This is a genomic window from Cobetia sp. QF-1 (assembly GCF_002213105.1).
GTDB classification, from domain to species: domain Bacteria; phylum Pseudomonadota; class Gammaproteobacteria; order Pseudomonadales; family Halomonadaceae; genus Cobetia; species Cobetia crustatorum.
This window is the reverse complement of record NZ_NBVS01000001.1, coordinates 624210-646954: the sequence shown is the minus strand read 5'-3', so window position 1 is coordinate 646954 and position 22745 is coordinate 624210. Positions and strand designations below refer to the sequence as shown.

18 protein-coding genes are annotated in these 22745 nt (G+C 58.2%); 8 read left to right on the top strand and 10 right to left on the bottom strand.

The features are described 5' to 3' along the window. Nucleotides 1–65: 65 nt before the first annotated feature. The 3 genes from gatB to gatC all read right to left on the bottom strand — a co-directional run bounded on the left by gatB (nucleotide 66) and on the right by gatC (nucleotide 3419). Complete coding sequence (gatB, locus tag CFN46_RS02870; protein ID WP_088742626.1) at nucleotides 66–1520, bottom strand: Asp-tRNA(Asn)/Glu-tRNA(Gln) amidotransferase subunit GatB; 1455 nt, start codon at nucleotides 1518–1520, stop codon at nucleotides 66–68. Beyond that, entirely contained in the window at nucleotides 1520–2998 is a 1479-nt protein-coding gene (gatA, locus tag CFN46_RS02865; protein ID WP_088742625.1) for an Asp-tRNA(Asn)/Glu-tRNA(Gln) amidotransferase subunit GatA, read from the bottom strand. Before gatA ends, gatB begins: the two co-directional genes overlap by 1 nt. Nucleotides 2999–3131: 133 nt before the next feature. Further along, a complete protein-coding gene (gene gatC / locus CFN46_RS02860; RefSeq protein WP_024951353.1) occupies nucleotides 3132–3419 on the bottom strand; it encodes an Asp-tRNA(Asn)/Glu-tRNA(Gln) amidotransferase subunit GatC in 288 nt (95 codons plus the stop codon). Between the two features lie 267 nt (nucleotides 3420–3686). Between gatC and CFN46_RS02855 the strand changes: the two genes are divergently transcribed. The 7 genes from CFN46_RS02855 to tldD all read left to right on the top strand — a co-directional run bounded on the left by CFN46_RS02855 (nucleotide 3687) and on the right by tldD (nucleotide 14512). Continuing rightward, nucleotides 3687–4724 (top strand): rod shape-determining protein, encoded by a 1038-nt coding sequence (locus CFN46_RS02855; protein ID WP_024951352.1) that lies wholly within the window; start codon nucleotides 3687–3689, stop codon nucleotides 4722–4724. Nucleotides 4725–4773: 49 nt separating this feature from the next. After that, nucleotides 4774–5754: a rod shape-determining protein MreC gene (gene mreC, locus CFN46_RS02850; RefSeq protein WP_254918383.1), complete on the top strand. Its 981-nt coding sequence runs from the start codon at nucleotides 4774–4776 to the stop codon at nucleotides 5752–5754. After that, entirely contained in the window at nucleotides 5754–6236 is a 483-nt protein-coding gene (gene mreD, locus CFN46_RS02845) for a rod shape-determining protein MreD (protein WP_024951350.1), read from the top strand. Before mreC ends, mreD begins: the two co-directional genes overlap by 1 nt. A gap of 132 nt (nucleotides 6237–6368) precedes the next feature. Then, entirely contained in the window at nucleotides 6369–7073 is a 705-nt protein-coding gene (locus CFN46_RS02840; RefSeq protein WP_088742624.1) for a nucleoside triphosphate pyrophosphatase, read from the top strand. A gap of 130 nt (nucleotides 7074–7203) precedes the next feature. Beyond that, nucleotides 7204–8667 (top strand): ribonuclease G, encoded by a 1464-nt coding sequence (gene rng, locus CFN46_RS02835; RefSeq protein ID WP_024951348.1) that lies wholly within the window; start codon nucleotides 7204–7206, stop codon nucleotides 8665–8667. Between the two features lie 152 nt (nucleotides 8668–8819). After that, nucleotides 8820–13055, top strand: a complete 4236-nt coding sequence (locus tag CFN46_RS02830) for a YhdP family protein (protein WP_141103618.1) — start codon at nucleotides 8820–8822, stop codon at nucleotides 13053–13055. Then, on the top strand, nucleotides 13052–14512 hold the full coding sequence (gene tldD, locus CFN46_RS02825) for a metalloprotease TldD (protein ID WP_024951346.1): 1461 nt from the start codon (nucleotides 13052–13054) through the stop codon (nucleotides 14510–14512). Before CFN46_RS02830 ends, tldD begins: the two co-directional genes overlap by 4 nt. Nucleotides 14513–14669: 157 nt before the next feature. On the opposite strand, the gene yjgA is transcribed toward tldD, so the two are convergent. Beyond that, entirely contained in the window at nucleotides 14670–15173 is a 504-nt protein-coding gene (gene yjgA / locus CFN46_RS02820) for a ribosome biogenesis factor YjgA (RefSeq protein WP_024951345.1), read from the bottom strand. A 76-nt stretch (nucleotides 15174–15249) separates the two neighbouring features. Between yjgA and pmbA the strand changes: the two genes are divergently transcribed. Beyond that, nucleotides 15250–16629, top strand: coding sequence for a metalloprotease PmbA (gene pmbA, locus CFN46_RS02815; protein WP_024951344.1), 1380 nt, complete (start codon nucleotides 15250–15252; stop codon nucleotides 16627–16629). Between the two features lie 148 nt (nucleotides 16630–16777). Here the strand turns inward: pmbA and mgtE are convergent, their stop codons facing one another. The 6 genes from mgtE to CFN46_RS02785 all read right to left on the bottom strand — a co-directional run bounded on the left by mgtE (nucleotide 16778) and on the right by CFN46_RS02785 (nucleotide 22533). Then, a complete protein-coding gene (gene mgtE / locus CFN46_RS02810; RefSeq protein ID WP_088742622.1) occupies nucleotides 16778–18133 on the bottom strand; it encodes a magnesium transporter in 1356 nt (451 codons plus the stop codon). 294 nt (nucleotides 18134–18427) lie between these two features. Beyond that, nucleotides 18428–18697 carry an HPr family phosphocarrier protein gene (locus CFN46_RS02805; RefSeq protein ID WP_024951342.1) on the bottom strand — a complete coding sequence of 90 codons (270 nt, stop codon included), beginning with the start codon at nucleotides 18695–18697 and terminating at the stop codon, nucleotides 18428–18430. After that, on the bottom strand, nucleotides 18690–19595 hold the full coding sequence (gene rapZ, locus CFN46_RS02800; RefSeq protein WP_088742621.1) for an RNase adapter RapZ: 906 nt from the start codon (nucleotides 19593–19595) through the stop codon (nucleotides 18690–18692). The genes CFN46_RS02805 and rapZ overlap by 8 nt, the downstream gene beginning before the upstream one ends. Before the next feature lie 112 nt (nucleotides 19596–19707). After that, nucleotides 19708–20178 carry a PTS IIA-like nitrogen regulatory protein PtsN gene (gene ptsN, locus CFN46_RS02795; RefSeq protein WP_024951340.1) on the bottom strand — a complete coding sequence of 157 codons (471 nt, stop codon included), beginning with the start codon at nucleotides 20176–20178 and terminating at the stop codon, nucleotides 19708–19710. Between the two features lie 9 nt (nucleotides 20179–20187). Further along, nucleotides 20188–20496: a ribosome-associated translation inhibitor RaiA gene (gene raiA, locus CFN46_RS02790; protein ID WP_024951339.1), complete on the bottom strand. Its 309-nt coding sequence runs from the start codon at nucleotides 20494–20496 to the stop codon at nucleotides 20188–20190. 588 nt (nucleotides 20497–21084) lie between these two features. Continuing rightward, on the bottom strand, nucleotides 21085–22533 hold the full coding sequence (locus CFN46_RS02785) for an RNA polymerase factor sigma-54 (RefSeq protein ID WP_024951338.1): 1449 nt from the start codon (nucleotides 22531–22533) through the stop codon (nucleotides 21085–21087). Nucleotides 22534–22745: the final 212 nt, after the last annotated feature.

Sequence of the window (22745 nt, the reverse complement as noted above, 5' to 3'; positions counted from 1 at the left end):
GCCAGTCTCGGAATGTCCGCGACTGGCCGTTGCATGTGGCGGTTGGGTGGTTCAGGGCGTCGCGCTTAGCTGAGGCTATCCAGCTTGTCCTTGAGGACCTTGTTGACCTGTTGCGGATTGGCTGTCCCGCGCGAGGCCTTCATGACCTGACCGACGAAGAATCCGATCATCTTGCCGCGCTTGTCTACTTCAGCTTCCTGATACTGGGTCACCTGGGCGGGGTTGTCGGCAATCACCTGGTCGACCACGGCTTCGATGGCACCGCTATCCGTGACCTGTTTGAGGCCGCGTGATTCGATGACTTCGTCAGCGCTCGTGCCTTCACCGTCCCACAGCGCGGCGAATACCTGCTTGGCCGCCTTGCCGTTGATGGTCTCGTCGACGATGCGCTTGACCAGACCGCCGAGTTGCGCGGCAGACACTGGGCTTACGCTGATGTCGAGATTTTCCTTGTTGAGGCGACCGGACAGTTCGCCCTGTACCCAGTTGGCGGCCTGTTTGGCATCGCCGCAGACACCCTTCACTTCTTCGAAGAAATCTGCCATTTCACGAGTGCCGGATAGCACGCTGGCGTCGTAGGCCGATAGACCCAGTTCGCTTTCGAAGCGCGCGCGCTTCTCGGCCGGCATCTCAGGCAAGGTGCCGCGCAGGTGCTCGATATAGGCTTCATCAACTTCAACGGGCAGCAGGTCAGGACACGGGAAGTAGCGATAGTCGTTGGCCTCTTCCTTGCTGCGCATGCTGCGTGTCTCGTCCGCTTCGGGATCATACAGGCGTGTTTCCTGTACGACGCGGCCACCATCCTCGATCAGATCGATCTGACGCTCGACCTCGAAGTGGATGGCGCGCTCGATGAAGCGGAAGGAGTTGACGTTCTTGATCTCCGCGCGCGTGCCGTAGTCTTCCTGGCCCTTGGGGCGCATCGAGATGTTGACGTCACAGCGCAGTGATCCTTCTGCCATGTTGCCGTCAGAGATGCCGAGATAGGTCACGATGGCGTGGATCGCCTTGACGTAGGCTACGGCTTCCTTGGCGGAGCGCAGATCTGGCTCGGAGACGATCTCCAGAAGTGGCGTGCCCGCACGGTTCAAGTCGATGCCCGTCATGCCCTGGAAGTCTTCATGCAGTGACTTGCCAGCATCTTCTTCAAGGTGAGCATGGTGGATGCGGATCGACTTGCGCGTGCCGTCTTCCAGCAGGATTTCAAGCACACCTGGGCCGACAATGGGTTGAGACATCTGGCTGGTCTGATAGCCCTTGGGCAGGTCAGGATAGAAGTAGTTCTTGCGCTCGAACACTGAGTGACCGGCGACAGCCGCATTGACCGCCAGGCCGAAGCGCACGGCCATGGCCACGGCCTGCTCGTTGAGTACCGGCAGGGTACCCGGCAGACCGAGGTCGACGGCGCTGGCCTGGGTGTTGGGCTCGGCACCATAGGTGGTGGAGGAGCCAGAGAAGATCTTTGACTGGGTGGCGAGCTGAGCGTGAACCTCAAGCCCGATTACGACTTCCCATTGCATCAGGCTTGCTCCTGTCCGAATTCCGGGCGCTGGCGGTGCCAGTCGGTGATTTTCTGGAACTGGTGCGCGACGCCCAGCAGGGTCTGCTCACCGAAGTGCGGGCCGAGAATCTGTAGGCCGACCGGGCGCTTGCCTGCCAGTCCGGCGGGTACGCTGATGCCCGGAATGCCCGCCAGGTTGATGGCGATGGTATAGAGATCCTGCAGGTACATGGACAGCGGGTCCTTGTGCGCACCGAGATCAAACGCCGGGGTCGGTGCCGCCGGTCCCATCAGCACATCGACCTGGTCGAAGGCATCGAGGAAGTCCTGACGGATCAGGCGACGCACCTTCTGGGCCTTGATGTAGTAGGCGTCGAAGAAGCCTTCGGACAGAGTGTGAGTGCCGATCAAAATACGGCGTTTCACTTCGTCACCGAAGCCTTCCTCGCGAGTGCGCTTGTAGAGGTCTTCCAGGTCTTTCGGGTCAGCGCAGCGATGGCCGAAGCGCACGCCGTCGTAACGCGACAGATTGGAAGAAGCCTCGGCCGGTGCGATGACGTAATAGGTCGGGATGGCCAGGTGGGTATGCGGCAGGGAAATTTCCTGCACGCTGGCGCCGGCGTCCTCGAAGACCTTGATCGCGGCGCGTACGGAAGATTCGACTTCCGCGCTCAGGCCTTCTCCGAAATATTCCTTGGGCAGACCAATCTTCAGGCCCTTGAGGTTATAGTTCAGGCCTTCGATGTAATTCGGCACGCTGCGCACGACGCTGGTGGAGTCGCGCGGATCAGCACCGGCGATCACATTCATCAGGCGCGCGCAGTCTTCTGCGCTACGGGCCATCGGGCCGCCCTGGTCGAGGCTGGAGGCATAGGCGATCATGCCGTAGCGCGAGACACGACCATAGGTCGGCTTGAGGCCCGTGATGCCGCAGAAGGCCGCTGGCTGGCGGATGGAACCGCCAGTGTCAGTGCCCAGGGCAGCAGGTGCGAGACCCGCAGCAACGGCGGCGGCACTGCCACCGGAGCTACCGCCAGGCACGGCGGTCAGATCCCACGGATTCTTGACGGCGCCGTAGTAGCTGTTTTCGTTTGAGGAGCCCATCGCGAACTCATCAAGGTTGGTCTTGCCCAGCATCACCACGCCTTCGGCGCGCAGCTTCTCGATCACCGTGGCGTCGTAGGGCGAGATGAAGTTGTCGAGCATCTTCGAGCCGCAGCTGGTGCGAACACCTTCGGTGCAGAAGATGTCCTTGATGGCCATCGGCACGCCGGTCAGAGGTGCAGCCTTGCCGGCAGCACGGCGCGCGTCTGCGGCATCTGCGTCACGCAGTGCCTCTTCGCGACACACAGTGATGTAGCTATTGAGTTCGCCGTCGAGGCGCTCGATACGCGCCAGGAAGGCTTCCGTCAGCTCGCGACTGGTGTATTCGCCGACCGAGAGGCCTTGCGCCAGCTCGCTGAGCGTCTTGTCATGGAGTGCTATGGACGATGACATGTTCGATTCCATCAGTGCTAGCGCTGCTTCAAGGCAGCACTAGCATAAATTCCGGGGCGGACGGGGAGGCGTGCCGCGTGACGTTGAGCTGAGATAAGACACATGACGATAAGCAATCGGTGTCCCAACATGTTTACTCGACGACGCGGGGTACCAGATATAGCCCCTGTTCGGTGGCCGGAGCCACCTGCTGGAAGTGTTCGCGCTGATTCGACTCGGTGACTTCGTCGGCGCGAAGACGCTGGGTTGCTTCCAATGGGTGCGCCAGTGGCGCGATGCCATCAGTATTGACCTGTTGCAGCTGGTCGACCATGGCGAGAATCTGATTGAGATCCTCGACGTAGGCTTCGGCATCCTGCGAGGCAAGACCCAGGCGTGCGAGGTGAGCGGCACGCAGCACATCTGAATGTTCAAGGGCCATGAAGTTTCCCTGTCTTGGCTTCGAGAGGCTTTGAGGTGACGGCAGCCACGCTTCATTCAACTGAATGTGATGGCTCGTCACCTGGTGAACAACGCGATGACAGTTGCGTAGCAACCTATGGTCCAAGGCGTTGTCACAGTGTGATCCGTCGTGAAATGTACCACATCTGCGTCGCTCTGGCAGGCGTGTCAGCTTGCCGCCATGGGGCGGCAATGGTACCGTTCGCGTCTGCACAGGGTTCCGGTCTGGACTAGGTGATCAACTTCCATGTTTAAACGTTTACGTGGGCTGTTCTCGAGCGATCTTTCGATCGATCTGGGTACCGCTAACACGCTTATTTATGTGCGCGGTCGCGGTATCGTGCTCGACGAGCCTTCTGTTGTGGCCATTCGCCAATCCGGGAATACACGCAGTGTGGCGGCCGTCGGTGCCGATGCCAAGCGCATGCTGGGGCGTACCCCCGGCAATATCACGGCCATTCGCCCGATGAAGGACGGCGTCATTGCCGACTTTACCGTCACCGAGCAGATGCTCCAGCACTTCATTCGCAAGGTGCATCAGAGCACCTTCCTGACGCCCAGCCCTCGTGTGCTGGTATGTGTGCCGTGCATGTCGACTCAGGTCGAGCGGCGCGCTATCAAGGAGTCGGCAGAAGGTGCCGGCGCGCGTGAGGTCTATCTGATCGAGGAGCCAATGGCTGCCGCGATTGGTGCTGGTCTTCCCGTCGAGGAAGCCATGGGCTCGATGGTGGTGGATATCGGGGGTGGTACTACTGAAATCGCCATCATCTCGCTCAACGGCGTGGTTTACTCCGAGTCAGTGCGTATCGGTGGCGACCGCTTCGATGAAGCCATCACCTCCTATGTGCGTCGCCATTACGGCAGCCTGATCGGTGAAGCGACTGCTGAGCGCATCAAGGAAGAGATCGGTTGTGCCTACCCGGGTGGCGAGCTGCGCGAGATTGACGTGCGCGGCCGTAACCTGGCGGAAGGTATTCCGCGCTCCTTCACGCTCAACTCCCACGAGATTCTCGATGCGCTGCAGGAACCGTTGGCAGCAATTGTCTCCGTGGTGAAAAGCGCACTTGAGCAGTCACCGCCAGAGTTGGCGTCAGATATTGCCGAGCGCGGCTTGGTGCTGACCGGTGGTGGGGCGCTGCTGCGTGATATCGACAAGCTGATTGCAGAAGAAACGGGGCTACCGGTGATCATCGCCGAAGACCCGCTGACCTGCGTGGCGCGTGGCGGTGGCAAGGCGCTGGAAATGATCGATCAGCATACCTTCGAGCTGCTGTCGAGCGATTGACCTCGTCCGGGGCCGGGCATGATGTTTACTGTACGGCTGGTCCCGGCCCGTGGGAGGAAGTGCTATCAAACCCCTGTTCACGCGTGGCCCCGTGCCCGGCTATCGCATGCTGTTGTGCGCGGTACTGTCGTTCGCGTTGATGTTTGCCGAAGATCGCTTCAGCTGGATGGTCGACGTGCGTGCCAGCATGGCGACACTGGTTTCCCCTGTGCAGTGGGTGGTCAGTCTGCCAACCGAAGGCCTCAGCTGGGGCGCGCTGGTGTTTGCTGACCAGCAGGAGCTTGCCGACGAAAATCGGGCACTGCGTGAGCAGCTGCTTAATCTGTCTAGCCGTGTGCAACGCATGGCGAGTCTGTCCACCGAGAATGCGCGCCTACGCAAGCTACTCAATGCCGGGCAGCGCAGTGACGTCCCCTATATCACCTCTCAGCTGCTGACACTGGATGCTGATCCGTTCTCTCATCGCATGGTCGTTGACCGAGGTGAGCAGGATGGTGTGCGGATCGGACTGCCAGTGCTGGATGCTTATGGGCTGGTTGGCCAGGTCATTTCCACCTCTGCTTATAACAGTCGTGTACTGATGATCAGTGATGCCAGTCATGCTGTGCCGGTAGAAGTGAATCGTAATGGATTGCGTTTTATCGCTCAGGGCAGTGGCAAGATTGATCAGGTGAATGTGCTGCATGTGCCGGACACCGCGGATATTCGTGTGGGTGACTTGCTGGTGACTTCTGGCCTTGCGCTGCGTTTTCCGCGGGGCCTGCCAGTGGCTCGTGTCACTGAGGTCTATCACGATCCCGGTAAGCCTTTTGCACGTGTCAGCGCTGAACCCGTTGCCCAGTTGGAACGTTCGCGCAATTTCCTGATCCAGATGCCGCCCGAGATCGACGCAGCTAATCTCTATGTCGGCGACAGTCTCGATGAGTTGCCGCGCGATAATATCGCTGCACCTAAGGACGCCGAAGCAACGTCCGCTGAAGCCGCTACGGAAGCACAGGCGGCTGCCGACGCCGCTGGGGAGAATAACTGATGGCCTTTCGTCCCCAGACCACGCTGCTGTGCTGGTTATCGTTATTACTTGCACTGTGCCTGCAGGTGATGCCATTACCGGATGTCTGGTTGATCTGGCGTCCCCAGTGGCTCGGTCTGATGCTGGTTTACTGGTGCATCGTATCGCCACAGAGTGTCGGTGTTGTCCATGGTTTTGCCTTTGGTTTGGCGCTGGATGTCCTGCAGGGCGCACCATTGGGGCACAATGCACTAGTACTGTCATTGACAGCTTTCATGGGTGTGCTGCTCTATCAGCGGATTCGTGCTTATTCATTATTGCAGCAGGCCTTCTTGGTCATTGTGGTACTGGGGATCGCTCAGCTGGTGGATCAGTGGCTCAGAAGTATCTTTGGTGCGGGGCCGGTGGATCTCTCCTTCCTGCTATCGGCCGTGATTGGTGGGGCTTTGTGGCCGTGGCTCTATACGCTGCTGCAGATGCTGCGCCGGCGACTGACAGCCTGATGTTGCTGCCATGTATTCAGTATGACGAAAAGCCGCCCACGGGCGGCTTTTTGCTGTCTGTCACGTTCAATTTAAGTACCTCGTGCAAGCTGTCTCACGATTTTCCCTATTCACTCTATCCGTGAGGTATTCATGACACATGATATTTCCGTCACTGTCTCTGACTCTGGTTTGAGTTCTGGTGCCGCAGGGGGCGCTACTCTCTCATCGCCGCAATTGATACTGGCCTCAGGTTCGCCACGCCGCCGTGATCTGCTGGCCAGTATTGGTGTGCCCTGCGAGGTCGCGCCAGCGGACATCGATGAGTCTCCACGGGTGGGTGAGTCACCAGAGCATTACGTGCTGCGTATGGCGCGCGAGAAGGCACAGACCGGCTACCGTGCCCAGGCGGATAGGTGGGAGGGTCATGTACGATCCAGTGCTGGCGTAGTGGTATTGGGTGCCGATACGGCATTGGCGCTTGAGGGCAGGATTCTGGGCAAGCCGCGTGATGAAGCCGATGCATGCGAGATGCTGTTGAGTCTGTCAGGGCGCAGTCACCAGGTATTGAGCGGCATCGCACTCTGTCGTGGCACCGTTGGAGGGCGGGACGTCACGCACTGCGATGCTGAACTGGTCGAGAGCCGCGTCACTTTTCGTCATATCACTTCAGATGAAGCGAAACGCTATTGGGCGACTGGCGAACCAGCCGACAAGGCTGGTGGCTATGCCATCCAGGGGCTGGGCGCCGTGTTCGTCAGTCACCTGGAGGGCAGTTACAGCGCGGTGGTCGGGTTGCCGCTATATGAGGCTTCGCGGATGCTGATGGCGCAAGACATAGGCTGCTGGGAAGGCTGATGCATGCTGTCGTTCCAAATTCTGTTGACAGAAAATACGCGCTGAAGAAAATCCTTAGTCGATAGATCACAGCCGGGGCCTACCTTGCTATGTCATAATCGCAAGCAACGACTTTACAAGGACTTGCGCTATGAGCGGCGAGGTATTGATCAACCTGACACCGATGGAGACCCGCGTAGCGGTCGTCGAAAATGGTGTCCTGCAGGAAGCGTTCATTGAACGCAGCGGGCGACGCGGCATTGTCGGTAACATCTACCGCGGCAAGGTCGTACGAGTGCTACCGGGCATGCAGGCTGCTTTTGTCGATATTGGTCTCGAACGTGCGGCCTTTATCCATGCTCAAGAGGTGATGCCAGCACATACGCCGCATGATGAGCAGCGTTCGATTCGTGACTTGCTGAGTGAAGGGCAGTCGCTGGTGGTTCAGGTCACCAAGGATCCCATTGGCACCAAGGGCGCTCGGCTGACAACACATTTGTCAGTGCCGTCACGCTATCTGGTTTATATGCCGGACTCTCCACACACCGGGGTATCTCAGCGGATTGAAAGCGATGCCGAGCGGGATCGTCTCAAGGAGATGACTGAGCGCTGCCTGATGGCACTTGATCCTGAGGCGCCCGGTGGCTTTATCTTGCGCACCGCTGCGGAAGGTATCAGCGAGGCAGAGCTCAAACAGGACATGCACTTCCTGTTGCGGCTATGGCGCAAGGTCAGTGAGCGTCGCCTGACGGCCGCGGTGCCGAGCGCGATCTACGATGATTTGCCGCTATTCATGCGCACCCTGCGCGACGTCATGCGTGACGAGATCGAGCGTGTCCGCATTGACTCTCGTGAGAACTTTCTGCGCCTGAAGGAGTTCGCCAGCGAGTTCATGCCGGACATGGAAAGCCGCATCGAGTACTACCCCGGTGAGCGGCCGATCTTCGATCTGTTCAGCGTCGAGGATGAACTCCACAAGGCGATGGGGCGCAAGGTCCAGCTAAAGAGTGGTGGCTACCTCGTCATCGACCAGACAGAAGCGATGACGACCATCGACGTCAACACGGGCGGCTTTGTCGGGCATCGCAATCTTGAAGAGACCATCTTCAAGACCAACCTCGAAGCCGCAACCGCCATCGCCCGCCAGCTTCGACTGCGTAATCTTGGTGGCATCATCATCATCGACTTCATCGACATGGAAGAGACCGAGCATCAGCGCCAGGTACTGCGCGTGCTCGAGAAGTCGCTGGAGCGTGATCATGCCAAGAATAAGATGACCGGCGTCACCGAACTTGGCTTGGTACAGCTGACGCGCAAGCGCACCCGTGAGAGTCTTGAGCAAGTCCTGTGTGAAGCCTGCCCGACCTGCCAGGGCCGCGGCACGCTTAAAACGCCGGAAACGATCTGCTACGAAATCTTCCGCGAGATCATGCGTGAAGAGCGTGCCTATAGTCCGGATACCTACATGGTGCTGGCGTCCCAGAATGTCGTGGATCGCCTGTTGGATGAAGATTCTGCCTCGGTGGCAGATCTCGAAAGCTTTATCGGCAAGACCATCCGTTTTCAGGTCGAAACGCATTACACTCAAGAGCAATATGACATTGTTCTCATGTGATGGAGTGTCGGTATCTACGACTCGACACTGAAATGCTCGATGCTCTGGCCCTGGAGGTTGCAGTGCCAGAGCAGTGTGCTATCAGGCGTGTGGCAGCACACGCTGGTTAAGGTAAGGGCATTGTTCATCCTGGTCTGTTCGGAGATTTGCAAGTGACCCGTCCTATCCCCGATGAGGTAGCACCGCAAGGCGCTGACGAGCTTTCATCATCTCCCCCCAAGATGTCTCCTTCGCGTAAACGGCGCGGATGGAGTGCATTGCTGATGGCGATTGCCATATTGCTTACGCTGTTGGCGGTGGTGATTGGCGGTATGCGCTGGTGGCTAACGACGCTGGATGCCCGTGAAGACTCGGTCAGCGAATTCATTGCCGCGCAGACCAACGCCAACGTCGGCTTTTCTTCTATCTTGGGGCGGATGGACTATCTCGATCCGGCCGTGATGCTCTCTGGCTTCAATCTTTTTCGCCCTAGTGAGATGGATGCTGCACCGTTACTGAGTATTGCCAGTCTGGATGCTCGTCTCGATGTTCTGTCCTCCCTGCGCCATCTTGCGCCTGTCTTTGATCGTGCGACTGCCACTGGCGTTGTGCTACATCTCTATCAGCGTGAGGATGGCAGCTGGGGGTGGCCGGGGCCGCCACGTCCGCCGGAGGCGCTTGAGCCACAGGGGAAAATAAGTCTCGACGAGATAGAGCAAGGGCTGGCGCTGCTTGCGCGTCAGCGTGTGCGTCTCGAGGATGTACGACTGGTACTGCATGGTCGTAATGACACGCTCAACCTGAATGCCGCCGAAATGATGCTGTCTGGGCAGGATGACCGTACTCATCTTGAGGGGCAGGTGCGTGTGGGAGAAACCCTGCAGGCAGGTGCCAGCTTTGTGCTGGATGTCGTACCAGGGCAGCAGGGACTAGCCGATTATTCGGCGCAATTGCAGATGGAGCTGGATGCCGGTGCGTTGGCCAGTGTCGGGCGGCTGATGGGCGAGCGTGACAGCTTGATGCTGAGTGATGCTGATGGCAACGCAACGCTATGGGCGCGTTGGCGCAAGGCGCGCTTGGAAGATGCACGTCTGCGCCTGGATCTTAACCGCCTGACGCTTGATCACGACGGTGCTCAGTTGGCGCTCAAGAACATCCATGCGCGTGGCCAGTGGTTGCGTGACATGGGTGGCAGTGATCGCTGGCAAGCCTGGCTGAATCAGCTCTCGATTGGTGCTCAACAGCTGGATGACCCCACGGCAGCGCCTGATACAAAGAATGCCGGCGAGAAGAGCGAAGGTGTCAAAGGTATTGCTACGGCGAGTGAAGACGTCGACGAGGATATTGGCGCCGCAATCGCCAGTCTGCCCGAGCGTATAGCGCTCTCTGGTGATCTCTCGGATGGCAGTCTGTCATTGGTCACCAGCGGCTTTGATCTTGAACGCGTCGCCCGTTGGCGCCATGTGCTGGCGCTTGGCGAGCTGGGCGATATTCTCGATACGCTCTCACCGCGTGGTTCAGCGACAGGGCTATCGCTTGCCTTGGGCGGCATTGGGCATGATGTGCCGATGACGATGCGGCTGGCACTGGGGCTTGAAAATGCCGAGGTTGATCCTTGGGAGGGTGCGCCGGGTGTGGGGCCATTGGCAGCATGGGTGACAGCAGCAAGCCGTGATGGAGGAAGCCTCGGCGGTAGCGTTACATTCCGAGGTGCACCCGGAATGCGTTTCCACTTTCCCGAAGTCTTCGGTGACAGCTGGTCGCTGGACGCGGCGGATGGCGTGGTGGACTGGCAGGTTGATGATGTGGGCAGCAGTATCAGTGGGCGTGATCTTCACATTCAACGCCATGGCGCCAGTGTGGCCGGTAGTTTCGGGCTACAGATCCCTACCGATGACGCTGATCGCTTCCAGCTTGATCTCGATATGCGTGATGTTGATGCGCTCACGATACCGCTATCGCAATGGTTGCCGATGAAGGTGCTCGATCCTTCGCTAACCGAGTGGCTGACACGTGATGTGGCGGGTCGTGTGCCGCATGGACGTTTGCATCTGAGTCAGGTGTGGGATGAGGACAGCGCTGGCCAGGAAGATGAAAGCTACGGCCTTGACGAAGCGCTGGATCTTGAACTTGCTATCGAGGGTGGCCGGCTTGGTTACGCTGAGGGCTGGCCGGCACTCAATGGACTGAAAGGCGAACTGGCGTTACATAATGATCAGCTGGACGGCAGTGTCACGGCGGCGCACTCCCAGCCGATGACCTCGTTGGGCAAGGCGGCGGCATTATCGGTCACACAGGCCAAGGTTGAGATGCGAGACGATGTGCTCGGCATCACGGGTGATATCACCGGCAGTGTTCAGGCGTTGTTTGATTTCCTGGGTCATGCGCCGCTTGAGGAAACCTCTGAACTGCTACGTGAATGGCAGGGCAGCGGCTCACTGAGTGCTGCGCTTGATATACGCGTACCGCTCGAGGATGCCGAGCAAAGTCGCGTTGCGGTCAAGGGCAAGGTCGGTGAGAGCCTTCCGGCAACTCTCGCTTTCCCCGAGTCTGGTATCGCCATTGACAGTATCCGTGGGCCGCTGAACTTCCTGCATGATCCGGCGAAGCCTGAGGGTCAACAAGAACAGCTGACGGGGACCTTGACCGGTAAGCTGTTTGGCGGTGCGGTGAAGGCTGCGCTCAATATTGGTCAGTCGGATTCGTTGACCAAGGGCGCTGTGACCTTCTCCGGACGCGCACCCTTGGCTCCGCCGCTTGAGTGGCTAGGCGCACCGGCGGCGCTATTGGGAGATGCTTCGCAGAATACACAGCAGGCGCTTGATACCGGTAGCACACCGCGTGCGGTGGGTGGCGAGTTCAACTATCAGGCGCGCTTGATGCTGCCGGATAGTGGTGCGCGTCTGATACTGTCGAGTGATCTCAAGGATGTTGCCATCAATCTGCCAGAGCCTTTCGGCAAGGCACGTGGCATTGCCGTCCCACTGGCCGTTGACGTAGGGCTCGCCGAGGGTGGTGGTGATATCACGCTGGCCAATCGAGCACGGGCACGCTGGCGCGGCGGCAATGTGCGTGATGATGGCCAACAGGTACCGATGACGGGTCAGCTATGGCTGGAGCGCTGGCCAAGCCAGCCACAATGGCCAGCGCGTACTGGCTGGGATATCGCTTGGCGCAGTCCCATGTTGTCTCCCGTGCAATGGAAGCCGTGGTTTGGTGCACTGTCGAATGATTCTACTTCTTCCCAGGACAGTGCCGCGAGCGGTGAGTCACTGCGAGCGCTGAATCATCTGCGCATCGCCACGGACTGCCTGGTGATTCAGGCACAGTGTACGGGGCCGATGGCGCTGGAAGCCACACCACGTCAAAGCTCACAGCAGCAAGGGGTGGGACTTGGTGCAACACTTGATGGCCAGCTGGCTAGTGGTGAGATGGCTTGGCAGCCAGGAGCTGCACGGCCACTGATTCTGGATCTCGACACTCTCAATCTTGATGCCTTATGGCCAGCAGATGAAGGAGAAGTGGCTGCCGCACCGAGTAATTTTACCGAGGCTGTGGCAACCGGTATTGAGCCAACGCCTTATCCGACAGCGCTGTCGGATCTTCCTGCTGGCAGTTTGCGATTGGCACATCTGATCTGGCGCGAGCAACAGCTAGGTCCGATCAGTGCCGAGTGGCAGTCCGATCAAAAGCATCTGACGGTTTCACCGCTCTCCGTGACGTTGGGCAAGATCACGGCGCAGGGCAGTGTGACCTGGGAGGATGCAGGCACTAATAGTCTGACGCGCGCACGTTTGTCAGCTGATGGCAGCGATGTGGGTGATCTGCTGGTGCGCTTGTCGCAGCCACGAGGAGTAGAGGCAGAGCGTGCGCGTGCCGAGGTCAAGCTGGCCTGGCCGGGCGCGCCGCAGGACTTTGCGTTGTCGCGCTCCAGCGGGCGACTTGAGGTCAAGTTGGATAATGGTCGTTTCATGAATCTTGGTTCGGCTTCGGCGCGCCTGCTGGGACTCGTCAATGTGGATAACCTGCTGCGTCGCCTGGCGCTAGACTTCTCGGATGTCACCGATAAGGGTACGGCCTTTGACAAGGTGCGTGGCGCAGCGACGCTTTATGATGGACGTCTTGAAAACGATGGCCCCTTGCGTATCGAGGCACCATCTACCACCGTGACGCTCAATGGGCAGGTTGACCTGCTTCGCGGTACCCTTGATCAACGCATGGCCATCACAGTACCGGTTAGCCAGAATCTACCGTTGGCCGCTGTGCTGGCAGGTGCGCCCGCCGTGGGCGGCGCGCTCTTTGTGGCCGACAAGATCTTCGGCCGCTTCATCGATAAGGTGACGCAAATTCACTATCGGGTAACTGGCCCCTGGGGCGACCCGAACATTACTCTGGAAAGTGCCGAATGACGCAAATTGCGAGTTCCGGTCGTGTGCTGGACGATGCCGCGGCCCTGTTGCTGACCCCGGGCGGGCTTAGCCTGGATGATCTTGATGCTGGTCTGGCCCATGCCATGGGGCCGGGCACCGACTATGCCGATCTCTACTTCCAGCGTATCTGGCAGGAGAGCTGGGTGCTGGAAGATGGCGTCGTCAAGGATGCCAGCTACAACATCGACGGCGGTGTGGGCGTACGCTCACTGGCTGGCGAGAAGACGGGCTTTGCCTACTCCAATCAAATTGATGCGGCGGCGCTTGCCGATACCGGTCGCACGGCAGCAGGTATCTCGCGCAGTGGCAGCAGCGGCACCGTTGCACGCTCCATCATCACTGAAGCACCGGCCTTCTATGCGGGTATCGATCCGCTGGGTGGCTTGAGCGCTGAAGAAAAGGTCGCACTGCTGAAAGAGGCGGATCGTATTGCGCGTAGCCTTGATCCATCCATCAGCCAGGTTTCGGCCTCGTTGTCGGCGCTCTATGAAGTGATCATGGTACGTGCCAGCGATGGCACTCTGGCTGCTGACTTACGCCCGCTAGTACGCTTCAACATCAGTGTGATCGCAGTGCGTAATGGTCGTCGTGAGCGGGGCAGTGCCGGTGGCGGTGGTCGCTTCCCGTTGACGCGTCTGCGTGATGAGAATGTTGCCGAGCGTTATGCCCGTGAGGCGGTGCGCCAGGCATTGGTCAATCTGGAGGCTGTCGATGCGCCTGCTGGCCAGATGCCTGTCGTGCTGGGTAACGGCTGGCCAGGCGTACTGCTGCATGAAGCCGTCGGCCATGGCCTGGAAGGCGACTTCAACCGCAAGGGTAGCTCAGCGTTCTCCGGTCGCATGGGCGAGCAGGTTGCCGCACGCGGCGTCACCGTGGTCGATGATGCGACGCTGGCAGATCGTCGTGGCTCATTGTCCGTCGATGATGAAGGCACGCCGGGCCAGTACACGCCGCTGATCGAGGACGGCATCCTGACCGGTTACATGCAGGACAAGCTCAATGCACGCCTGATGGGCATGGCACCGACGGGTAATGCTCGCCGCGAGTCCTTTGCTCACCTGCCGATGCCGCGCATGACCAATACCTACATGTTGGGTGGCGATCGCGATCCGCAGGAAATCATCAAGAGCGTCAAGCGTGGCCTCTACGCAGTCAGCTTCGGTGGCGGTCAGGTCGATATCACCTCCGGGCGTTTCGTGTTCTCTGCCAGTGAGGCTTACCTGATCGAAGATGGCAAAGTGACCACACCGGTCAAGGGCGCGACCCTGATCGGCAATGGGCCGGAAGCGATGGGGCGTGTCTCGATGATCGGCAATGATCTAGAGCTGGATACTGGCGTCGGCGTGTGTGGTAAGGATGGTCAGTCAATACCGGTAGGCGTGGGTCAGCCAACTCTCAAGCTTGATGAACTGACGGTCGGTGGAACCCAGTCCTGATTGCGTGGGTCGCGCCGAACTGGTCGTGTGGCAGGCAGATCCTGTGAGAGGCAGGTCGTGTAACAAGCCAAGTGCTTCTGCTTGAATCAGAGACGACAACGCCGCAGTGGGATGACCACTGCGGCGTTGATGACGCAATACGTGAAGAACTGCTCTGTTACAGATCTAGCTCTGCACGTAGCAGCTTGAACAGCTTCTTGGAGCTGTTGGGCTCCTTGCCTGCATCACGCTCGGCACGTGCATTACGAATCAGCTGGCGCAGTGCCTGACGGTCTACATGAGGATAATCCTCAACGAATATCACGAAAGCCTCGTCATCGTCGAGCAGGCGATCACGCCAGCGATCAAGGCGCTGGAAGGATGCATCACGACGCACGTTTTGCTGCTCCATGGCCTGGAAGACGGCACGCACTGCATCGAGATCTTCCTTGCGCATCAGCTTGCCGACGTACTGCATGTGACGACGCAGTCCTTCGTGACTACGAATACGGTGAGATTCGTCGATGGCGGCCAGCATGTCATCAGAGAGCGGGAACTTGTCGCGCTGACCGGCCGGCAGTTCGATGATCTGCTTGCCCAGTGCCTGCAGCTCGATCATTTCACGCTTCAACTGGGATTTGCTGGGACGCTCGGCGAGCTCCACAGGTCTTTCTTTACGCATGCCAATTCCAACGAGTCGGGGAAATTTGCGGCAGTATAGCACTGCCAGCGCTCCGTCTCCTCAGAAGGAGAACATCATGAGCCAGGCCTTTGATGCCGTTGCTCAGCAACAACTGCTCGAGCGTCGTGTCAGTGAAGCTCTTGAGCTGGCCCGCACGCTGGGTGCCGACGCCTGTGAGGTCGGCGCTAGCGTCGATCAAGGCGTGAGTATTTCGGTGCGTGATGGCGAGGTAGAAACCGTTGAACTGTCACGTGATCAGGGTATCGGCGTGACGGTTTATCTCGGTAATCGCAAGGGCAGTGCCACTTCCTCGGATGCCGGCAGTGAGTCGATCAGTGCTGCTGTCGAGAAAGCGATCTCCATTGCGCATTACACCGGCGAGGATAGCTTTGCCGGACTGGCCCCTGCTGAGCTGATGGCCACTGAATTCCCGGATCTGGATGCACATCATCCTTGGGCGATCAGCGTCGATGAAGCGACGGATCTGGCCTTGGCCTGTGAGAGTGCGGGGTTGGCGATAGAAGGGATTGCTCAGTCTGAAGGTGCGAGCTTCTCCAGCGGTGAAGGCGTGCAAGTGTATGGCAACAGCCACGGCTTCCTCGCCAGCCAGTGCGGCAGTCGTCACTCGATGTCCTGCATGCTGATTGCCAAGGATGACCAGGGCATGCAGCGCGACTATGACTACACCAGCGTGCGTAATCCGGTCGACCTGCGTTCACCAGAAGAGGTGGGTCGTGAAGCGGCGCGGCGTACACTTGCGCGTATGAACGCTCGCAAGGTTGCGACGGGTCGTATGCCGGTATTGTTTGATCCGCAAATGTCCGCTGGGCTCGTGGGCCACTATCTGTCGGCAATTGCCGGCGGTGCCTTGTACCGTGAATCGAGCTTCCTGTGCGATAGCCTGGAGCAGCCACTTTTCCCGGAATGGCTCACTATCTGTGAGAAGCCACGTGAAGTGGGCGGCATGTCCAGCGCAGCCTTCGACAACGATGGCGTGGCGACACGTGACAATGTCTACTTTGCCGATGGCAAGGTGAAAAGCTACATGCTCAGTGCCTATAGTGCTCGTCGCTTGGGTATGGAGACCACTGGTAACGCTGGTGGTGCGCGCAATGTCCGTCTCGAGGCACCATTGACCTCGCTGGAATCCATGCTGGCCCAAATGGGCACTGGCGTACTGGTCACTGAATTGATGGGGCAGGGCGTGAATGGTGTGACGGGTGACTACTCGCGCGGCGCGTCTGGTTTCTGGATCGAAAATGGCCAGATCCAGCATGCTGTGGAAGAGTTCACCATCGCGGGTAATCTGCGCGACATGGCAGCGAACCTGCTCGCGATCGGTGATGATGTTGACACTCGCGGTAGTATTCATTGCGGTAGCTGGCTGATTGGAAACATGACGGTGGCGGGCATGTCGGAAGCCGGTGATGAGGAAGGCGAGCTTGAAGGTGAGTAAAGCTTAAAGCACGAAGCAGCGTCTGAGCTGTAAGTCACGTGCGATTGAGTCGATAAAAAAAGGCCGCCCCGATGAGGGGCGGCCTTTTTGTCTTTCTGTCTGGCAGCGGGGGGCTGATACACGATGCTGGTGTCGCAGGTAAAACTCGTTATAGATAGAGCCAGGTCGCGAGGCCGAGAAACGCCATGAAGCCGATCACATCGGTCACGGTCGTCAGGATGACGCTACCGGAAAGCGCCGGATCAATACTAAGCTTCTTGAGCAAAACCGGCAGCAGGGTCCCCGTCACGGCAGCGATGACCAGGTTGATCATGATGGCCGCGCCGATAATGGCCCCTAGTTGAATATCGCCAAACCAGGCAATGGCAATGCCGGCAACCACTACAGCCCATAGCATGCCGTTGAGCACAGCGACGATGATCTCGCGTTTGAGCAACCAGCGGACATTGCCGCTTTTGACGTGACCTAGTGCGATACCACGGATCAATACTGTCAGTGCCTGAGAGCCCGCGATGCCCCCCATGCTGGCGACGATCGGCATCAGTACGGCGAGCGCCGTGATCTTCTGGATAGTGCCTTCGAACATACCGATGACGGCTGACGCCATGAAGGCCGTCAGTAGATTGATGCCTAGCCAGATGGCGCGGCGCCAAGAGGTACGTAGTACGGGTGAAAAGGTATCTTCGTCCTCATCCATCCCCGCCATCGACATTACTTGATGCTCGGCATCGCCGCGGATGACGTCGACTACGTCATCGATGGTAATACGCCCGAGTAGATTGCCGTCGCCGCCTACCACGGGCGCCGAGATCAAATCGTGTTTCTCGAACAGCGAAGCGACTTCAGTTTCTGGCATCAGAGCAGCAATCACTACGCTATCGGTATCCATTACCTCGCGCACCGTAACGCTGGGGTCAGACACCAGCAAACGATTGATGGGCAGGGTACCGATGAATTCATCACGTCGTGAAACGACCAGCAGTGTATCGGTAGAGTCCGGTAGGCGTTCGTGACGGCGAATATAGCGCAGTACTACATCGAGGGTGATGTCCGGGCGGATAGTGATGGTATCCGTGTTCATCAGGCCGCCGGCAGTATCCTCGGGGAAGGACAATACCGTCTCGACGCGTTGGCGTTCTTGCGCTTCCATCGAGTCGAGGACTTCGAGAATCACTGCATTCGGCAGTCGCTGGAGGATGTCAGCTACGTCATCCGGCTCCAGGTTCTCGGTCGCCGCGAGAACATCTACGGCGTCCATATCGCGCAGGAAGTCGGTCTGGATATCCTCGCCAAGGTACTGGAGGACATCACCCTGTAATTCGGCGTCGACCAGCTCCCATAGCAGGTTACGTTCCTTGGGCGGCGACGACTCGAGCAGGTGAGCGACGTCGACGGGTGCCAGGCCACGATTGAGCATGCGCCTTGCCTGATTCAGCTCGCCGTTTTCCAGCGCCTGTGACAAGCGGTCGAGTTTTGGCTTGATTTTACGTGACGTCTTGCTCATCCGTCGGCTTCCCCTGTCGACATTAAGGACAGCGTTGATTCTACCATTGGCGCAGGGGGTCTAGTCGATAAAAGAAAACAGTGTTTCTTATCAAAAGGACAATAGTCGCTCACGAAGAAGAGGTTTAGCCCTTGGTCAATGACGTGATCAGGTATAGATGAGTAGAAAGGCGATACGGAAATGCGGGGGGAGAGGACAGGCGGAAGAGATAGTCAGAAACAGGGAGGGGGGCGCAGGAGGAGTGAAAGAGGCGAAAGAGGTGCCGCGGCAGTATCATCGTGACAAGACCGGCGCTTATTCGTCCTCCTCGAAGCGAGCTTCGAATAGCGCTGTGATGGCAATCATGGCCTCGTCAGCATGTTCGCCCTCAACGTCGATTATCAGCGATGTGCCGCAGGGGGCCGCCAACATCAATAACGCCATGACATTGGTGGCATTGGCGCGGCGCTCTCCGTGGCTGACCATGACTGTCGCTGCAAAAGGAGCGCAGCAGTTGACCAACTTGGTTGCGGCTCGAGCGTGCAGGCCGCGTTTGTTGGTCAGTGTTAGCTCGCGACTACGCATCGCCATCCCCTTGCGCATCTGCTCCATTGAGCGCGGTATGAATACCGAGTTCACGGTGGCGCAAGCGGACTTCCGGCAGTAATGCTGCAAAATGAGCAGCAAGCTTTTCACATAGATAGACACTGCGATGCTGTCCGCCAGTACAACCGACCGAGACCGTCAGGTAGCTACGATTGCTGGCCTGATATGCCGGTAGCCAGCGTTCTAGCCAGCCGGCGATATCATCGTGCATCGCCTGTACGTCGGGATAGTGTTCGAGGAATTCCACAACGCTTGCGTCGCGGCCGGTATCGGCGCGCAGATTGATATCCCAGTAGGGGTTGGGCAGGCAGCGCGCATCGAACACCATGTCAGCATCAGTAGGGACGCCGTGCTTGAAGCCAAAAGACTCAAACGTGAGAGTCAGGTGGCGAGAACTATGTTGCGCGACTTGCTCGGTAATGCGTGAGCGCAAGTCATGCACGCTCAAACTGGTTGAATCGATGATGAGGTCAGACTTCTCGCGGATAGGCGCTAGCGTCTGCTGCTCAATCTCGATGGCTTCTGCCAGGGTGCGGTCGTTATCGCGTGTCAGCGGGTGACGACGGCGTGTGGCGGAGTAGCGCTCCAGTAACACGCGGGAATCGGTCGTGATATAGACGACCTGTACGTCCATGCCACTCTGACGTACATCGTCGAGCAGCTCAGGGAAACGCGTCAGGGCATCAGGAAGATTGCGTGCATCGATGGATACCGCGATGCGACGACGTGTAGGACTGTCTTTCTCTAGCTGTTCGACAAGCGGTGCCAGCAGCATGCCGGGAAGATTATCGATGGCATAGTAGCCAATGTCTTCCAAGGCCTGAAGGGCGATCGATTTACCGGAGCCAGAGCGGCCACTGATGATCACGATCTTCATGAATGCTCTCCAAAGGCGAGGTCAGCGTAGAGTGAGTGCAAATGGCGCCTGAGAGGGCAGCCCGAACAGTGGCTGTCAGTACAAAAGCCCGGACGATGTCCGGGCTCGATGATCAACGCGCCGGAAGTTCGGCGATGGCTGATGTCAGTACATCGTAGAGTGCACGCTGGCTATCGGCTTGACGTAATGCTGACCGATTGGTGGGCGAGTTCAATAGCTCAGCCACCTGCCCGAGCAAGGTGAGATGTGTGTCATCTGCCTCCTCAGGGACCAACAGCACAAACAGCAGGTCGATGGGCTCTCCATCAATGGCATCAAAGTCGATGGGGTCACCGAGCTTCAGAAAGGCCGCGATGGGCGTCTTGCAATGCGGGCTGCGTGCATGTGGCACGGCCACACCATGGCCGATACCGGTCGACCCTAGTCGTTCACGACCAATCAGGCGTGAGAAGACTTCCTGACTATCCAGGCTGGGAATGTTCTGGGCAATGAAGGTGCTGAAAAATTCCAGCACCCGCTTCTTGCTCCCCCCGGGGACACCGTAAAGCGTGCGCTCGGGGGGAAGGATCTGATCAAGTGTCATGGCAGAAGGTCAACGGGTCCCGGTGCCCTGAGAGCGAGCCTGGGACTTTTCCTTGTGTTTGACCAGCTGGCGATCCAGCTTGTCGGCGAGCGCGTCGATGGCAGCGTACATGTTGAGGTCTTCTGCCAGGGCGTGGAGATCTGCGCCGGCAGCATGCAACGTGCAGGCTGCCTGCTGGCGCTCCTTCTCGATCGACAAAGTCACCTGAACATTGGTGATGTTGTCGTAATGCCGTTCGAGGCGAGCGAGCTTCTCGTTGATATAATCGCGGAGAGGGTCGGTAAGTTCCACATGATGCCCGGTAATATTCACTTGCATGGACACGCTCCTTTATCCAGCGGGTTACCTTTCAATTGTAACCCTTTTTGACTGCGAGCAAACCCTGATAAGACGCTCTGCTACATGGTTTCCGTGCCTGCCGCTGCCAGTAACAAACTTGGCTCGTGTCAGGTGCGTCGAGCGCCTACCCCGACAATGCCCAAGCTTTGAGCAAAGATCAACGCTGCGCTGCATCGTGGCGCAAGGCTTGTCTTCAACTCACTGGGGGAGAACGGAACGTTCCATGACAGAGGAGTGTGACGGTTTGCGCTGGAAGAGTGACAAGAAGGCGACTGTTAGTCGCTAATGTCAGCATGTACGTCGATGTTAGTGGGCGTCTTGGATTGGTCAAAAGTACGGGATGAGCACGAAGGAGGCGGGGTTTTGCGTAAGAAAAGCCGCACGAATGATCGGTAATACTATCGAAAGTGATTTTAAAAACATGCAATTGGGAGTGAGAGGTACATGCTGGCGGTCATGCCTTGGGAGAAAATCGCCGGCTTTCCATGCAAGCCGGCTGATCATGATGTGGATATTTACGATTTTTAAGGCCATGACAGAGGTAGTGGCCTCTGGCTAGCTAGATGATCAGGCCAGTCGCTTGCGTTCGCTAGAGGAAGGAATACTCATGGCTTCGCGATATTTTGCGACGGTGCGGCGTGCGACTTCAATGCCATCGCTGGCGAGTAGGTCGACCAGACGTGAATCCGACAGCGGTTTGCGCGCCGGCTCGTCCGCAATCAGTTTTCGGATACGTGCGCGAATGGCGGTACTGGAATGTGCATCGCCATTGCCGCTCCCTCCCACTTGGCTCGAGAAGAAGAATTTGAGTTCGAAGACGCCGCGAGGGGTATGAATGTACTTCTGAGTCGTGACGCGCGAGATAGTGGATTCGTGCATCTCGACCACTTCAGCGATATTGGCGAGGATCAGAGGCTTCATGCCTTCCTCACCTTGCTCAAGAAAGTCGATCTGCCGCGCCATGATTTCACGCCCTACCTTGAGCAGTGTGTCATTACGTGACGAGAGACTTTTCATCAGCCAGCGCGCTTCCTGAAGATTATCCTTGAGGAAGGTGTTGTCCACAGACTTGTCTGCCCGCTTGATGAGCGCTGCATATTCCGGCTGGATACGTAGCTTCGGCAGCGCTTCGGGATTGAGCTCAACCTGCCAGCCGTGACGAGTATGGCGTACCAGCAGGTCAGGTATCACATAGTCACTGGCGGGCTCCCCCCAAGCGGAGGCTGGGCGTGGGTCCAGTGCTCGTATCAGTCGAATGACGTGGTCCAGCTCAGCATCATCCAGTCCCAGGCGGCGCTTGAGTAGCTTGCGATCATCGTTTCCCAGCGCTTCAAGAAACTGACGTACCAATCGCCGAGCCTGCGCGAGTAGCGGCAGGTCATCGGGCAGCAATGCCAGTTGTAGCAGCAGGCATTCGCGTAGATCGCGGGCGAAGACGCCAGTGGGATCGAACTGCTGCAAGCGTAGCAGTACCTGCTCTAGTTCCGAGGCTTTGAGGCCAGCCAGCCCTTGCCCCCGCAAGCCATCGACTAGCTCGTCCAGGGTCAGGCTCAGGTAGCCTGCACCGTCCACGGCATCAATCAGGCTTTCCGCCATTTGCCGTTCACGGTCGTCGAGGTCGGTCATCGCTAATTGCCAGCGCAGATGATCTTGCAGGCTTTCTACACTGGTGTTGCGCTCGAAATCCTGGCCGTCATCACTGCCGCTACTACTTCCTGAGCTTGTCAGGCTGCCAGCGTGATCCTGATAGAGGTCCGACCAGTCACTATCGAGAGGATACTCTTCCGGGATCTCGCTGTTTGTTTCGGCAGTGGAAATCTCGCTCGCATCCTGTGCTTCAACGACTTCCAGCGCCTCATAGTCCTCGTCGAGTTCCAGCATGGGGTTGGACTCGAGCGCCTGTTGAATTTCCTGACGCAGGTCGAGCGTCGACAACTGAAGCAGTTGAATAGCCTGCTGCAGTTGTGGCGTCATAGTCAGCGAAGTGCCAAGGCGGAGTTGCAAGGTGGGTTTCATGGGGCTGTCGATTCACGGCAAAGGAACGTGCTTCTACGCTATACCGTGGGTCGGGGCACTGACAAGGGGCGAAAGAGATTATTCAAGCAACTTGTATGCCATGTTTCAACGAAGGTGGTATGGACGTCATGCTCAAGGCTGATACCAGTGAGGTAACAACATCCTTGAGCATGTAATGTCATTCTGCGAGGGACGGCGATACGAGGTGCCTT

Bases quoted from the DNA above. Each gene is read 5' to 3' on its own strand.
- tldD (WP_024951346.1), top strand. From the start codon at position 13,052: ATGACGCAAATTGCGAGTTCCGGTCGTGTGCTGGACGATGCCGCGGCC.
- raiA (WP_024951339.1), bottom strand. From the start codon at position 20,496: ATGCAAGTGAATATTACCGGGCATCATGTGGAACTTACCGACCCTCTC.
- gatC (WP_024951353.1), bottom strand. From the start codon at position 3,419: ATGGCCCTTGAACATTCAGATGTGCTGCGTGCCGCTCACCTCGCACGC.
- ptsN (WP_024951340.1), bottom strand. From the start codon at position 20,178: ATGACACTTGATCAGATCCTTCCCCCCGAGCGCACGCTTTACGGTGTC.
- CFN46_RS02785 (WP_024951338.1), bottom strand. From the start codon at position 22,533: ATGAAACCCACCTTGCAACTCCGCCTTGGCACTTCGCTGACTATGACG.
- CFN46_RS02805 (WP_024951342.1), bottom strand. From the start codon at position 18,697: ATGCGTAGTCGCGAGCTAACACTGACCAACAAACGCGGCCTGCACGCT.
- gatA (WP_088742625.1), bottom strand. From the start codon at position 2,998: ATGTCATCGTCCATAGCACTCCATGACAAGACGCTCAGCGAGCTGGCG.
- rapZ (WP_088742621.1), bottom strand. From the start codon at position 19,595: ATGAAGATCGTGATCATCAGTGGCCGCTCTGGCTCCGGTAAATCGATC.
- mreD (WP_024951350.1), top strand. From the start codon at position 5,754: ATGGCCTTTCGTCCCCAGACCACGCTGCTGTGCTGGTTATCGTTATTA.
- rng (WP_024951348.1), top strand. From the start codon at position 7,204: ATGAGCGGCGAGGTATTGATCAACCTGACACCGATGGAGACCCGCGTA.
- CFN46_RS02855 (WP_024951352.1), top strand. From the start codon at position 3,687: ATGTTTAAACGTTTACGTGGGCTGTTCTCGAGCGATCTTTCGATCGAT.
- CFN46_RS02840 (WP_088742624.1), top strand. From the start codon at position 6,369: ATGACACATGATATTTCCGTCACTGTCTCTGACTCTGGTTTGAGTTCT.
- yjgA (WP_024951345.1), bottom strand. From the start codon at position 15,173: ATGCGTAAAGAAAGACCTGTGGAGCTCGCCGAGCGTCCCAGCAAATCC.
- gatB (WP_088742626.1), bottom strand. From the start codon at position 1,520: ATGCAATGGGAAGTCGTAATCGGGCTTGAGGTTCACGCTCAGCTCGCC.
- mgtE (WP_088742622.1), bottom strand. From the start codon at position 18,133: ATGAGCAAGACGTCACGTAAAATCAAGCCAAAACTCGACCGCTTGTCA.
- pmbA (WP_024951344.1), top strand. From the start codon at position 15,250: ATGAGCCAGGCCTTTGATGCCGTTGCTCAGCAACAACTGCTCGAGCGT.